The organism is Arenimonas terrae (genome assembly GCF_006265115.1).
Classification (GTDB): Bacteria; Pseudomonadota; Gammaproteobacteria; order Xanthomonadales; family Xanthomonadaceae; genus Arenimonas; species Arenimonas terrae.
In genome coordinates this window covers 562,868-576,763 of record NZ_SMDR01000001.1, presented here as the reverse complement: position 1 = coordinate 576,763, position 13,896 = coordinate 562,868, and the positions used below count along the sequence as shown (strand labels likewise).

Below are 13,896 nucleotides of genomic sequence, written 5' to 3'. Positions count from 1 at the left end.
GTGCGCGGCGGGCCGGCGATCGCGCCGACGCCCCTGGGGCTTGCCAGTGCCGGCGCGCTGCTGGCGGGCGTGGGGGCGGTGCAGGGGTTTCCGCAACTTCCACCGACGGGCGCCGCCCTGTGCCTGCTTGCGCTGGGTGTCGCGGCATGGACGCGCGCGGGGTGGCCGCGGCTGGTGGGCGCCTTCCTGGCCGGACTGGGCCTGGCGGTGATGCATGGCCAATCGGCGATGGCGCTGCGCCTGCCTGCCGAGCTTTCCGGCCGCGAATGGCTGCTGGAGGGCCGCGTGCTCGGCCTGCCCATCGTCGAAGCCGACGCCGTCCGTTTCGAGCTGCGCGTGACCGCGGGGCTGGGGGCTGCGGCGGACCTGGTCGGCCGCAAGCTGCGACTGGGCTGGTACGTGCACGCCCCCGACACCGTGCCGGTGCTCGAGCCCGGCAGCCGCTGGCGCATGAAGGTGAAACTGCGGCGTCCGCGCGGGCTGGTGAATCCGGGCGGTTTCGACTTCGAACGCCGGGCGCTCGAGCAGCGCATCGCGGCGACGGGGCATGTCGCGGACCCCGGATCGGCTTCGATGCTTGCGCCGGGAAGCGGCCTGGATGCGTGGCGCGGCGAACTGTCGGCGCGCATCCGCCAGGCGGTGCCCGATCCCTCGTCCCGCTTCGTCGCGGCGCTGGCGCTGGGCGACACCCGCGCGCTCGACGATCATGACTGGCAGGTCCTGCGCGCCACCGGGCTCACCCACCTGATCGCCATCTCGGGCTTCCACGTCGGCCTGGTGGCGGGTTTCGGTGTACTGCTGGGCCGTGGACTTTACGGGTTGCTGCCGGCGCTCGCCCGCCGCTGCCCGAGGCCACAGGGCAGCGCGCTGGCGGCGCTGGTGCTGGCGGCGGCCTACACCGCGCTCGCCGGCTTCGCCCTGCCGACCGTGCGCACCCTGCTGATGATCGCGGCGGTGCTGCTGGCGCGGCTGCTGCGAAGACCGCAGGCGCCCTCCCAGGCACTGGCGTTCGCCTTGATCGTAGTCCTCGTGGTCGATCCGCTCAGCGTGCTGTCTCCGGGCTTCTGGCTCAGCTTCCTCGGCGTCGGCTGGCTGATGTGGTGCCTGCCGGGTCCGTCGGCCGCGGGGCTGTGGCGCCCATATCTTCACGCCCAGGGCATCGCCGTGCTCGGGCTGCTGCCGGCCAGCGTCTGGTTCTTCAGCCAGGCCTCGCTGCCGGGGCCGCTGGTGAACCTGATCGGCATTCCCTGGATCAGCCTCGGGGTGGTGCCGCTGTGCCTGGCGGGACTTGCGCTTGCACCGGTGTGGGCGGCCGGCGCCGCGGCCTGCTGGAAGGCCGCCGCTGCGTTGATGGCGCTGCTGTGGCAGCTGCTGGAATGGGTGGCGGCCTGGCCCGCGGCGCTGGTCTGGCTGCCGGAACCCACGCCCGCGGCCATCGTGCTGGCGATGGCCGGCACGTTCTGGCTGCTGCTGCCGCGCGGCGTGCCGGGCAAGGGGCTGGCGTGGCTGCTGCTCCTGCCGATGCTCTGGCCAAGGCTGGACCGCCCCGCCCACGGCGAGGCCGACCTGCTGCTGCTCGACGTCGGCCAGGGTCTGGCCCTGGTCGTGCGGACACGGAACCACGTGCTGCTCTACGACGCCGGCCCCGCCATGCCGCGCGGCCTGGATCTCGGCGAAGCGGTGGTGGTGCCCGCCCTGCGCGCCCGCGGCCTGCATCGCTTGCACACCCTCGTGCTCAGCCACGGCGACAACGACCACGCGGGCGGTGCGGCGGCGGTGATGGCCGCGTTCCCGCCGGAACGCGTGCTCGCTCCCGAGGGCTGGGCCAGGGTGGGCATGGCGACCTGCGAGGCCGGGCAGGGCTGGACCTGGGACGGCGTGGTCTTCCGCTTCCTGCATCCGCCGCGCTACTTCCCCTACCAGCGCAACCAGAGTTCCTGCGTGCTGCGAATCGAAACGGCCGGGGCCCGCGCGCTGCTGCCGGGAGACATCGGCCGCCACGTCGAAGCGCGGCTGGCCGCGCTGCCGGCGCACCAGGCGGCAGCGGAGGTGCTGCTGGTGCCGCACCACGGCAGCGACACCTCGTCGAGCCTTGACCTGATCGCGGCCGTGCGGCCGCGCCTGGCCCTGCTGGCGGTCGGCCATGACAACCGCTTCCGCCTGCCCAAACCCGTAGTACTCGATCGCTATGCGCGTTATGGCGTCGCGGTCCACGGCACGGCCGCCAGCGGTGCGATCAGCCTGCGCCTGGGCGCCGACGGACCGGGCCCGGTGGCCCGGCTGCGGCAGGATCGCCGCCGCTACTGGCGCGATGCCGGGCCCGACGGCACAGGCTATGCTATCGGCCGGACTGAACCCGATAGGTGAGGCGTGCTTGAACTGATCAAAGCTGGCGGCTGGGTGATGCTGCCGATCATCCTGCTGGCGGTGCTGGCCACGGCCATCATCCTCGAGCGCTTCTGGACCCTGCGACGCCGCGAAGTGCTGCCGCCCGGCCTGGGCGAGGAAGTGAGGGAATGGGCCCGGGGCCGCAGCCTGGATCCCAAGCATATCGACGTGCTGCGCAGGAACTCGCCGCTGGGCGAACTGCTGGCCGCCGGCCTGGACGTGCGGCACCGGCCGCGCGAGATCATCAAGGAACGCATCGAAGACGTCGGTCGCCATGTCGCCTACCGGCTGGAGCGTTTCCTGGGCGCCCTGGGCACCATCGCCGCCGTCGCGCCGCTGCTGGGCCTGCTGGGTACGGTATTCGGCATGATCGAGATGTTCCTGGACATCCTGACCACCGGCGTCGGCGACGCCAACCGGCTGGCCGGCGGCATCGGCCAGGCCCTGATCTCGACCGCGGCCGGCCTGTGCCTGGCCATCCCGGCGCTGATGTTCCACCGCTACCTGCGCGGCCGCGTCACCGGCTACATCGTCGACATGGAGATGCAGGCCACCGCGTTGCTCGACGCCCTGGACGAGGGCGCCTCGCCGCCGCCGGCCAAGGCGCCCAAGGCCAAGCGGGGTGAGGCGTGAGGCTGAGCTCGGGCAAGGTTCCCGACGAACCGGAGATCAACCTGGTCTCCCTGATCGACGTCGTCTTCTGCCTGATCATCTTCCTGGTCGTCACCACCACCTTCGACCACCGCTCGGCGCTGAAGCTGGTGCTTCCCGAGTCCCAGGCCGTGTCCGATGCCGACCCTGGCGATCCGCTGACCGTGCTGGTGGATGCGGAGGGCCGTTTTTTCATCGGCAACAATGAAGTGCTCAAGCGCGACGTCGGCTCCTTGAAGGAAGCCATCGCGCGTGTCGCCGGCGACGACCGCACCCGGCCGGTGGTGCTGCGCGCCGATGCCCGCACGCCGCACCAGTCGGTGGTGACGGCGATGGATGCGCTGGGCCAGCTGGGCTTCACGCGCCTTTCGATCGCCACCACGCCCGAGGCCAAACCTTGACCACGGAAGCCTCCGCCTGGGTGATCTACCGCCGGTTGCTGGGGCGGGCGAAGCGCTACTGGCCGTTCCTGGTGGCGGCCTTCATCGGCATGCTGTTCGAAGCCGCCGCGGCCGGCGCCTTCACCGCGCTGATGGAGCCGATGGTCAACGAGACCTTCGTGGCCCGGAACCCGGCGGTGCGCTGGTCCCTGCCGGCAGCGATCGTCGGCATCTTCCTGCTGCGCGGCATTGCCACCTTCGCCACCGACTACGGCATGTCCCGGGTCGGCCGCAGCGTGGTGCGCGACCTGCGCGAATCGGTCATGGCCAAGTACCTGCGCCTACCCAGCACGCGCTTCGACCGCGAGCCCGTCGCGGCGATGGTCTCGCGCCTGAACTACGACACCGAGCAGGTCGCCCAGGCCAGCAGCGACGCCATCAAGGTGCTGTTGACCGACACCCTGACCATCCTCGTGCTGCTGGGCGTGATGTTCTACAACGGCCCGCGCGTCACCATCGTGATGCTGGTGGTGGCGCCGCTGATCGCCGGCATCTCCGGCGTGGTCGGGCGCCGCTACCGGCGCATCAACCGCGGCATCCAGGACGGCGTCGCCAGCATGGCCCAGGTGGCCGAGCAGGCGCTGTCGGCGCAGCAGGAAGTGAAGGTTTACGGCGCGCAGGCCTCGGAGCTCGGCCGCTACCGCAGCCTGATCGACCGCAACCTGCGCCTGGGCGTGAAGGTGGACGCCACCCGCGCAGCCGCGTCCTCGGTGGTGCAGCTGCTGGCGGCGGTGGCGCTGGCGGTTATCCTGCTGGTCGCCGGCACCGAAGCCGCCGAGGGCCGCATGAGCGCCGGCAGCTTCGTGGCGATGCTGTCGGCGATGATGGCGATGCTGCCCTCCCTCAAGCGCATCACCAACGTGCAGAGCCTGATCCAGCGCGGTGTGGCGGCCTCCGAGCGCCTGTTCGCCATCCTCGACCAGCCGGACGAACCCGACGAGGGCACGATGCCGCTGCTGTCGGCACGCGGCGAAATCGAGTTCCGCGACGTCACGGTGCGTTATCCCGGCCAGGACGTGCCGGCGCTGGACCGCATCAGCTTCCGCGCGGCGCCCGGCACGGTCACGGCCATCGTCGGCCGTTCCGGCAGCGGCAAGTCCACCCTGATCCGACTGTTGCCACGCTTCTACGACGCCGCCGAAGGCACCGTGCTGGTGGATGGCGTGCCGGTGCAGAACTACCGCCTGGCGGACCTGCGCCGGCAGATCGCCCTGGTCGGCCAGCGCGTGATGCTGTTCGACGACAGCGTCGCCGCCAACATCGCCTACGGCCAGGCCGCCGGCCTGGATACGGCGCGCATCCGCCGCGCGGCCGAAGCCGCCAACGCCTCGGAGTTCATCGATCGGCTCCCCGGCGGCATGGATGCAGGCATCGGCGAAAACGGCGGCCTGCTCTCGGGCGGGCAGCGCCAGCGCCTGGCGATCGCCCGCGCCATCCTCAAGGACGCGCCGATCCTGATTCTGGACGAAGCCACCGCTGCGCTCGACACCGAGTCCGAGCGCCTGGTGCAGGATGCGCTCAACCGCCTGATCCCGGACCACACCACCCTGGTGATCGCGCACCGCCTTTCCACCGTCGAACACGCCGACCAGGTGCTGGTGCTCGACGGCGGCCGACTGGTGGAGCAGGGCAGCCATGCCGAACTGCTGGCCCGTGGCGGTCTGTACGCGCACCTGCACCGCATGCAGTTCCGCGAGACGGAGGCCGGGTGAAAGCCGCGCTGGAGCGCTGGCTGCTGCGACGCTGGTACGGCGGCGTGGCGCCGGAGCCCGGCCTGCGCCTGCTGTCCCTGGTCTACGCCGGCCTGCTGCGGCTCGACCGCGCGCTGTACCGGCGTGGCCTGCGCCGAGTTCATCGGTTGCGTGTGCCGGTGATCGTGGTGGGCAACCTGGTCGCCGGCGGCAGCGGCAAGACGCCGCTGACCATCGCGCTGGCGCGTTCCCTGGCCGCACAGGGGTGGAAGCCCGGCATCGTCAGCCGCGGCTACGGCCGTCGATCGCTCGATCCGGTGCGGGTGCAGCCGCATCTGTCCGCCGAGGTCTGCGGCGACGAGCCGCTGCTGATCGCGCGCCAGACCGGTTTGCCGGTGTTCGTCGACAGCGACCGGGTCGCGGCCGCGCGTCGTCTGGTTGCCGAAGGCTGCACCCTGATCATCGCCGACGACGGGCTGCAGCACCGGCGCCTGGGCCGCGACCTGGAGATCGAGGTGATCGACGGCGAGCGCCGCCACGGCAATGGCCGCCTGATCCCGGCCGGCCCGCTGCGCGAACCGGCCTCCCGCCGGGTCGACCTGCGGGTGGTGAACGGCGGGACGGCGGGCGAGGGCGAATGGGCCATGCAGCTGGTGCTCGCCGATGCGCAGCCGCTGGAGGGTGGTCCGGCGCTCGCCCTGCAGGATTTCGCCGCGGAGCCGGTGCACGCGGTCGCCGGCATCGGCCATCCGGCGCGGTTCTTCGCGGCGCTGCGCGCACGGGGATTGCAGCTGCACGAGCACGCCTTCCCGGACCATCACGACTACCTCGCCCAGGACCTGCGCCTGGATCCGCCGCTGCCGATCCTGATGACCGAAAAGGACGCGGTGAAGTGCGCCGAGTTCGGCCTGTCGCGGGCCTATGCCATTCCCGTCCGGGCGGAACTGCCCGCCGGATTTTTCGCCGCCGTCCGCGAACGGCTGGCCGACTGGAGCTGCGCCCATGCCGGACACTGATTTCATCGTCGCCATCCCCGCGCGCTTCGGCGCCTCGCGCCTGCCGGGCAAGCCGCTGCGGCTGATCGCCGGCACGCCGATGGTGGTGCATGTGGCCCGCCGCGCCCTGGCCGCCGGTGCGCGCCAGGTCGTGGTCGCCACCGACGACGTCCGCATCGCCGACGCGCTGACGGGCGAGGCGCTGACCGTGTGCATGACCCGCGCCGACCACGCCTCCGGCACCGACCGGCTGGCCGAATGCGCCGAACAGCTCGGCTGGAGCGACGCGCAGATCGTCGTGAACCTGCAGGGCGACGAACCCTTCGCGCCGTCGGAAGGCATCCACGCGGTGGCGACCACGCTCGCCGCCGGCGACGCCGAGATGGCGACCCTGGCCACGCCGATCGAGGACACCGACACTCTGTTCGACCCGAACGCGGTCAAGCTCGTGCGCGACGCTCGGGGGCTCGCGCTCTATTTCAGCCGTGCGCCTATTCCCTGGCAGCGCGACCGTTTCGCCCGCGACCGGCTGGGCTCCGTTGGCGGCGAGGCGCTGCGCCACATCGGCATCTACGCCTACCGCGCCGGTTTCCTGCGCCGCTTCGCGGCCCTGCCGCCGGGCCGGCTCGAGCAGCTCGAGGCGCTGGAGCAGCTGCGCGTGCTGGAAGCCGGCCACCGGATCGCCGTCGGCCTGACCCCGGTGCCGTTCCCGCCCGGGGTGGACACCGAAGACGACCTGGCCCGCGCCGAAGCGCGCATGGCTGCACGCAGCTGACTTTAAGTATATTCTCCAACCCATTGAATATATTGTTTGTTTGCATGGGGAATATCTGCCGCTCGCCGCTGCTCGAAGGCTGGGCGCGGCAGGTTCTGGCCGGCGCGGGGCACCCGGCGACCTCGGGACTGGATTCGGCGGGCACCGGCGACTGGCACGCCGGCCAGCCGCCTGATGCCCGTGCGATCGCCGCGGCGGCCCGCCATGGCATCGACCTTTCCGAACAGCGTGCCCGTGGCGTGGTGGCCGAGGACTTCCAGCGCTTCGACCTGATCCTCTGTGCCGATCGCGAGAACCTCTCGTGGCTGCAGGCGAGGGGTGGCCCCGCGGCGCAGGAACGCGTCGCGCTGGCCTTGGACTGGTGCGGCGTGATCCCGGGCGGCGAAATGCCGGATCCCTACTACGGCACCGCGGCCGATTTCGACCACGCCTGCCGGCTGGCGCGCGACGCCGCCCATGGCCTGCTGCGCCGCCTGTCGCGGCAGGCATAATGCCCCGAGCCCAGGAGCCGAACCCATGTCGCAGGATGCCGCCATCGCTCCCGATCTGATGCCCTCGCTGCAGTGGCTCAACGCCGAACCGCAGACGCTGGCAAGCCACCGGGGCCGCGTCCTGGCGCTGGTGTTCTGGAACGCCAGCTCCGCCTACTGCCAGAACCTGATCGACGATCTGGCGCGCCTGCAGGCGCGTTTCCCGGTCGGGCTGTCGATGATCGGCATCCACCAGCCCAAGTTCGATTCGGAAGTCGATGGGCGCTTGGTGCTCAAGGCCGCCAATCGCCTCGGCGTGCCGTTCCCGGTCGCCAATGACCGTGCTTGGGTGACGTGGCAGCACTACGGCATCCAGTCCTGGCCGTCGGTGGCCCTGGTCGATACCCGCGGTCGGCTCCGCCAGGTCCTGGCGGGCGACCACCAGGGCGCCGCCCTGGACGCCGCCATCGCCGGCCTGATCGACGAAGTCGGTGGTGCCGTGCTGGCCGGCAATCCGGCCCGCCGCAGCGGCGCCGAACCGCGCTTGCCGCTGGCGTTTCCGTCGGGCCTGGCCGTCAGCGAGAACCACCTCTACGTGGCGGACACCGGCCACCACCGCATCCTGGAATGCACGCATTCGGGCCGCGTGCTGCGCGAGTTCGGCACCGGCCACGGCGACCTGGTGGACGGCCCGCCCGAGGACGCCGCGTTCCGCCATCCGCGCGGCATGTGCCTGGTGCGCGAAGCCCTGTATGTCGCCGATGCCGGCAACCACGCGCTGCGGCGTATCCGCCTGCTCGACGGCGCAGTCGAGACGGTGCTTGGCAATGGCCGCCCGGGGCCGGTGCGGGAAGGTACGAACGAGCCCGCCGCGCAACTGCCGCTCAACCAGCCCTGGGATGTGGCCGGCACGCTGGACCGCCTTTTCATCGCCATGGCCGGCAGCAACCAGATCTGGGAATACGACCTCGGCCAGGCGAGGCTGAAGCTGCTCGCCGGCAGCGGCGAACTCGGCATCCTCGACGGTCCGCTGCGCAATTCGATGTTCGCGCATCCCGCGGGACTGGCGCAGGTGCAGCAGACGCTGTACGTGGCCGACTCCGCCACCTCCGCCATCCGCGCCGTCCAGGTCACCCAGGGCCAGGTGCAGACCCTGGTGGGGCAAGGGCTTTACGAGTTCGGCGAGCAGGACGGCCAGCGCCGCGATGCGCGTTTGCAGCTGCCCCTGGCGCTGGCGCTGGACCCCGCCTCGCCGGTGCTCTGGGTCGCCGACAGCTACAACGGCAGCCTGCGCCGCCTGCGACTGGGCGGCGGCGAAATGAGCACCCACGACCTGCCGCAGCCGCTGGACCAGCCGGCGGCGCTGGCGGCCGGTGCCGGGTCGCTGTGGATCGCCAACACCGGCGCTCATGAAGTGCTGCGCTATGACGTCGGCAGCGGCAAGCTCGGCCGCCTGCCCATCGGCGAATGAGTTCCAGCGATACCGCGCCCGCGCCTTTCGACGGCAAGGCCTTCGTCCGCGACCTGACGCCCGCGCCCGGCGTGTACCGGATGCTCGGCGCCGACGGCGCCGTGCTGTATGTCGGCAAGGCAGCGTCGCTGAAAAAGCGGGTGGGCAGCTATTTCCTCAAGGACCTGCCATCGCGGCGCATCGCCCTGATGGTGGCGCAGATCGCGGCGATCGAGATCACGGTGACGCGCACCGAGGCTGAGGCGCTGATCCTCGAGAACCAGCTGATCAAGTCGCTGCGGCCGCGCTACAACGTGCTGCTGCGCGACGACAAGAGCTACCCGCACATCGTGCTGACCGACGAGACCTGGCCGAAGCTGGGTTTCCACCGCGGGCCGCGCTCGGCCGCCGGGCGCTATTTCGGGCCCTACCCGAGCAGCGGCGCCGTGCGCGAGACGCTGGACTTGATGTTCAAGCTGTTCAAGCTGCGCAGCTGCGAAGACAGCGTGTTCCGCAACCGCAGCCGGCCCTGCCTGCAGCACCAGATCGGCCGTTGCAGCGCGCCCTGCGTGGGCCTGGTGGCGACCCGGGACTACGACGCCACGGTGCGGCGCGCGGCGCTGTTCCTGGAAGGGCGCAGCGGCGAGCTCGTGGACGAACTCGGCCGTTCGATGGAGGAGGCGAGCAAGCGCCTCGACTTCGAGCAGGCGGCCCTGCTGCGCGACCAGATCGCCGGCATCCGCAAGATCCAGGCCCGCCAGTATGTCGAGGGCGAACAGGTCGAGATGGACGTGCTGGCCTGCGTGCTCGAGCAGGGCAGCGCCTGCGTGCTGCTGATGGCCTTCCGCAACGGCCTCAACCAGGGAACGCGCAGCTTCTTCCCCAAGGCCAACGGCGCCGAGAGCGCCGAGGAAGTGCTCGGCGCCTTCGTCGCGCAGTACTACCTGGAGCAACGGCCACCGCGCGAGATCGTGCTCAGCCATGCCATCGCCGACCAGGACCTGCTCGAAGGCGTGTTCGCCTCCCAGGCGGGGCGCAAGATCGAGATCAAGGCCTCGGTGCGCGGCGAGCGGGCGCGCTACCTGGAGATCGCCCGGCAGAACGCCGCGCTCGCCCTGGCCACCGAAGCCAGCAGCAGCGCCAGCCAGCGTGCGCGGCTGCTGTCGCTGCAGGAGATGCTGGAGCTGTCCGAGCCGCCGCGGCGCATCGAATGCTTCGACATCAGCCACACCATGGGCGAAGCGACGGTGGCCTCATGTGTGGTGTTCGACGCCGAGGGACCGGTGCGCGGCCAGTACCGCCGCTACAACATCGTCGGCATCGAGCCCGGCGACGATTACGCGGCCATGCACCAGGCCCTGGAGCGGCGTTTCAAGCGCGGCGTCGAGGAGGGCGTATTGCCCGACCTGCTTCTGATCGACGGCGGCGCCGGCCAGCTGGCGCAGGCGCGTGTGGTGCTCGACGAACTCGGCGTGCAGGGCGTGGCCATGGTCGGCGTGGCCAAGGGCGAGGCGCGGCGCGCCGGGCACGAAGCCCTGGTGCTGCCCGACGGCCGCGAGCTTCGCCCCGGCGCCGCGTCGCCGGGCCTGCAGCTGGTGCAGCAGGTGCGCGACGAGGCCCACCGTTTCGCCATCACCGGCCATCGCGGCAAACGGCAGAAGGCACGCGAGACCAGCCGGCTGCAGGACATTCCCGGCATCGGCCCGCGCCGGCGCGCCAGCCTGCTCAAACATTTCGGCGGGCTGGCCGGGCTCAAGGCCGCGGGCGTGGAGGAAATCGCGCGGGTCGAGGGCGTCAATGCAGCCCTGGCCCAGCGCATCTACGCCGCGCTGCATGGACTTGAGCCACAATCCCCCCAGACCGAGGCCTGACGGGACGCCCGTGAACCTGACCATTCCGACCATGCTGACCCTGTTCCGGATCGTGCTGATCCCGGTCCTGGTCGTCGTGTTCTACCTGCCTTACGGCTGGACCAACATCGCCGCCGCGGCGATCTTCATTTTCGGCGCGATGACCGACTGGCTCGACGGCTGGATCGCGCGGCGCTACGGGATGTACTCCGCGTTCGGCGCCTTCCTCGACCCGGTGGCCGACAAGCTCACCGTCGCCTTCGCGCTGCTGCTGGTGGTCGAACGCCACGATACGCCGTGGATGGCGCTGCTGAGCGCGGTGATCATCGGCCGCGAGATCACCATCTCGGCGCTGCGCGAATGGATGGCGCAGATGGGCGCGCACGGCCTGGTGAAGGTCGCCGGCCTGGGCAAGCTCAAGACCATCGTGCAGATGACCGCGATCAGCTGCCTGCTGTTCGAGGAAAACCTGCTGGGCCTGCCCGTTTTCAGGATCGGCGAATGGCTGCTGGCGATCGCCGCGGCGCTGACCCTGTGGTCGGGTTTCGACTACCTGCATGCGGCCTGGCCGACCATGCGGCGCAAGGGCTGAGACCCGCCGCCTGAATTTTTGCGTGACGGGGTGTTGACACCCCGGGGGCCGTTCCCCCAAAATGCGCGTCTCTTGCGGGAATAGCTCAGTTGGTAGAGCACGACCTTGCCAAGGTCGGGGTCGCGAGTTCGAGTCTCGTTTCCCGCTCCAGTTCCAGACAAAACCCCGCCCGCCGGGGTTTTGTTTTTTCAGGCGGTGGCAACCGCCGCCGGACGCGATAAGCTTCCGGCAACGCTTCCCGGCCGGGTGGCAGAGTGGTCATGCAGCGGACTGCAAATCCGCGTACGCCGGTTCAATTCCGACCTCGGCCTCCAGTTCGAAAGCCCCGCTCCGGCGGGGCTTTTGTTTTCTGGCGGCCGGCGCCGCGATCCGGCACCATGCCCGCAGGCCCGGGTGGCGAAACTGGTAGACGCATGGGACTTAAAATCCTCCGGCCGCAAGGCCATGTGGGTTCGACCCCCACCCCGGGCACCAACCGAACGCGGCACCAGGGGAAAACACGATGGATCTGCTGACGGGCTTCCTGTATTTCGCCTTCGACGCCGCGGCGATCCTGCTGCTGCTCGCGACCTGGCAGCACACGCGCATCAACGGCTTCCTGATCCTGGCCGCGAGCTATGCGCTGGGCATCCTGAGCCGCTGGCTGCTGCCCCTGCTGTCGCAGCTGATCGCCAGCGGCGGACCCGACGCGATCGGCGACATGACCCTGGTCTACCAGGCGACCTTCCTGCTGGTGTCCTTGGTCGGGCTGTACGGCCTCTGGGACGTGTACCAGCAGCTCAAGCGCCGGCCGGCGGTCGCGCCGTCGCTGGACTGACCGGGCCCGCCGTGCTGCCGTCCCGCTACTGGCCGTTCGCGGGCTGCGTCCTGCTGGCGATCGCCTGTGCCGCCGCGCTGCCCTGGTGGCCGCTGGCGGGCTGGGGCCTGGCCGTGTTCGGCACGCTGACCGGAGTGGGCATCTGGGATCTGCTGCAGCGCCGCCAGGCACTGCGGCGCAACTTTCCGGTGACCGCGCATTTCCGCTACGGCCTGGAGTCGATCGGCCCGGAGATCCGCCAGTACTTCATCGAATCGGACACCGTCGAACTGCCGTTCTCGCGCCAGCAGCGTGCCATCGTCTACCAGCGCGCCAAGAACGTGCTCGACAAGCGGCCGTTCGGCACCCAGCGCGACCTCTACAGCGACAAGTACGAGTGGATGAACCATTCGCTGCGGCCGTCCCGGATCGATTCGCACGACTTCCGGGTCGTCATCGGCGAGGGCAGGGCGCAGCCGTATTCGGCCAGCGTCTTCAACATCTCGGCGATGAGCTTCGGCTCGCTGTCGGCCAATGCCATCCGTGCGCTCAACCTGGGCGCGAAACGCGGCGGCTTCTATCACGACACCGGCGAAGGCTCGATCTCGCGCTACCACCGCGAACACGGTGGCGACCTGGTCTGGGAGATCGGCTCGGGCTACTTCGGCTGCCGCGCCGACGACGGCGGCTTCGATGCGGACAAGTTCGCGGCCAACGCCGGCGATCCGCAGGTGAAGATGATCGAGGTGAAGCTGAGCCAGGGCGCCAAGCCGGGGCAGGGCGGCATCCTGCCCGGCGCCAAGGTCAGCGCCGAGATCGCCGAGGCGCGCGGGGTGCCGCAGGGTGTGGAATGCCATTCGCCGGCCGCGCATTCGGCCTTCTCCACGCCGATCGGGCTGCTGCAGTTCGTCGACCGGCTGCGCGAACTTTCCGGCGGCAAGCCCACGGGCTTCAAGCTGGCGATAGGCCATCCCTGGGAATGGTTCGCCATCGCCAAGGCCATGCATCAAACCGGGATCCTGCCGGACTTCATCGTGGTGGACGGCGGCGAGGGTGGCACCGGCGCCGCGCCGCTGGAATTCACCGACCACGTCGGCGCGCCCATGCGCGAGGCGCTGATGCTGGTGCACAACACCCTGGTCGGGCTGGAGCTGCGGTCGAAGGTGCGGATCGGGGCCGCCGGCAAGATCGTCACCGCCTTCGACATCGCCCGCACCCTGGCGCTGGGCGCCGACTGGGTGAACGCCGCGCGCGGCTTCATGTTCTCGCTGGGCTGCATCCAGTCGCAGAGCTGCCACACCGACCGCTGCCCGACCGGCGTCGCCACCCAGGATCCTGGCCGCCAGGCCGCGCTGGATCCGCAGGACAAGGCGACACGGGTCTTCAATTTCCACCGCAACACGCTGGTGGCGCTCAAGGAACTGCTCGCCGCCGCGGGCCTGGAGCACCCCAACCAGCTCGGGCCCGAGCACATCATCCGCCGCGTCTCGTCCACCGAAGTGCGCGCGCTGGCCAAGCTCCATCATTTCGTGCGCCCGGGCGAGCTGCTGGAAACGATCCCGGACCACGCGGTGTTCAAGGTGTTCTGGGAACAGGCGCGCGCCGACACCTTCGCGCCCCCGGCCAAGGCGGGGGAAATGCAGGCCAGCAAGCTGCAGTAGGCCCTGTCCTTGACCGGCCCCGGGGGCTCCGCGTAACATTCGCGTCCTCTTCCGGGCGGTTAGCTCAGCGGTAGAGCATCGCTTTCACACGGCGAGGGTCACAGGTTCAAGCCCTGTACCGCCCACCAGTCACAAAG

At 70.5% G+C, this 13,896-nt stretch carries 12 protein-coding genes and 4 tRNA genes; all 16 read left to right on the top strand.

Annotation, left to right across the window (positions count from 1 at the left end; genetic code table 11):
- Window positions 1–2,367 (top strand): DNA internalization-related competence protein ComEC/Rec2, encoded by a 2,367-nt coding sequence (locus E1B00_RS02690; protein WP_246048456.1) that lies wholly within the window; start codon window positions 1–3, stop codon window positions 2,365–2,367.
- 3 nt (window positions 2,368–2,370) lie between these two features.
- Window positions 2,371–3,021, top strand: coding sequence for a MotA/TolQ/ExbB proton channel family protein (locus E1B00_RS02685; RefSeq protein WP_176693096.1), 651 nt, complete (start codon window positions 2,371–2,373; stop codon window positions 3,019–3,021).
- Window positions 3,018–3,440, top strand: a complete 423-nt coding sequence (locus tag E1B00_RS02680) for an ExbD/TolR family protein (RefSeq protein ID WP_139445339.1) — start codon at window positions 3,018–3,020, stop codon at window positions 3,438–3,440. Before E1B00_RS02685 ends, E1B00_RS02680 begins: the two co-directional genes overlap by 4 nt.
- A complete protein-coding gene (msbA, locus tag E1B00_RS02675; RefSeq protein ID WP_139445337.1) occupies window positions 3,437–5,191 on the top strand; it encodes a lipid A export permease/ATP-binding protein MsbA in 1,755 nt (584 codons plus the stop codon). Before E1B00_RS02680 ends, msbA begins: the two co-directional genes overlap by 4 nt.
- Entirely contained in the window at window positions 5,188–6,186 is a 999-nt protein-coding gene (gene lpxK / locus E1B00_RS02670; RefSeq protein WP_246048455.1) for a tetraacyldisaccharide 4'-kinase, read from the top strand. The genes msbA and lpxK overlap by 4 nt, the downstream gene beginning before the upstream one ends.
- Entirely contained in the window at window positions 6,173–6,940 is a 768-nt protein-coding gene (gene kdsB / locus E1B00_RS02665) for a 3-deoxy-manno-octulosonate cytidylyltransferase (RefSeq protein ID WP_139445335.1), read from the top strand. Before lpxK ends, kdsB begins: the two co-directional genes overlap by 14 nt.
- Window positions 6,941–6,963: 23 nt before the next feature.
- The gene (locus E1B00_RS02660) at window positions 6,964–7,431 is read left to right on the top strand and encodes a low molecular weight protein-tyrosine-phosphatase (RefSeq protein WP_139445333.1); all 468 of its coding nucleotides are present in this window, start codon (window positions 6,964–6,966) and stop codon (window positions 7,429–7,431) included.
- Window positions 7,432–7,456: 25 nt separating this feature from the next.
- Window positions 7,457–8,881 carry a redoxin domain-containing protein gene (locus E1B00_RS02655; protein WP_246048453.1) on the top strand — a complete coding sequence of 475 codons (1,425 nt, stop codon included), beginning with the start codon at window positions 7,457–7,459 and terminating at the stop codon, window positions 8,879–8,881.
- The gene (gene uvrC, locus E1B00_RS02650; RefSeq protein WP_139445331.1) at window positions 8,878–10,731 is read left to right on the top strand and encodes an excinuclease ABC subunit UvrC; all 1,854 of its coding nucleotides are present in this window, start codon (window positions 8,878–8,880) and stop codon (window positions 10,729–10,731) included. The genes E1B00_RS02655 and uvrC overlap by 4 nt, the downstream gene beginning before the upstream one ends.
- 10 nt (window positions 10,732–10,741) lie before the next feature.
- Entirely contained in the window at window positions 10,742–11,302 is a 561-nt protein-coding gene (pgsA, locus tag E1B00_RS02645) for a CDP-diacylglycerol--glycerol-3-phosphate 3-phosphatidyltransferase (RefSeq protein ID WP_139445328.1), read from the top strand.
- A 74-nt stretch (window positions 11,303–11,376) separates the two neighbouring features.
- Window positions 11,377–11,452, top strand: a tRNA-Gly gene (locus E1B00_RS02640).
- A gap of 90 nt (window positions 11,453–11,542) precedes the next feature.
- Window positions 11,543–11,616: transfer RNA gene (locus E1B00_RS02635), tRNA-Cys, on the top strand.
- 73 nt (window positions 11,617–11,689) lie between these two features.
- Window positions 11,690–11,776 (top strand) — tRNA-Leu (locus tag E1B00_RS02630).
- A gap of 28 nt (window positions 11,777–11,804) precedes the next feature.
- A complete protein-coding gene (locus E1B00_RS02625; RefSeq protein ID WP_139445326.1) occupies window positions 11,805–12,119 on the top strand; it encodes a hypothetical protein in 315 nt (104 codons plus the stop codon).
- A gap of 11 nt (window positions 12,120–12,130) precedes the next feature.
- A complete protein-coding gene (locus E1B00_RS02620) occupies window positions 12,131–13,759 on the top strand; it encodes an FMN-binding glutamate synthase family protein (RefSeq protein WP_139445323.1) in 1,629 nt (542 codons plus the stop codon).
- Between the two features lie 53 nt (window positions 13,760–13,812).
- A tRNA-Val gene (locus E1B00_RS02615) sits at window positions 13,813–13,887 on the top strand.
- Window positions 13,888–13,896: the final 9 nt, after the last annotated feature.

Bases quoted from the DNA above. Each gene is read 5' to 3' on its own strand.
- kdsB (WP_139445335.1), top strand. From the start codon at position 6,173: ATGCCGGACACTGATTTCATCGTCGCCATCCCCGCGCGCTTCGGCGCC.
- E1B00_RS02655 (WP_246048453.1), top strand. From the start codon at position 7,457: ATGTCGCAGGATGCCGCCATCGCTCCCGATCTGATGCCCTCGCTGCAG.
- uvrC (WP_139445331.1), top strand. From the start codon at position 8,878: ATGAGTTCCAGCGATACCGCGCCCGCGCCTTTCGACGGCAAGGCCTTC.
- E1B00_RS02625 (WP_139445326.1), top strand. From the start codon at position 11,805: ATGGATCTGCTGACGGGCTTCCTGTATTTCGCCTTCGACGCCGCGGCG.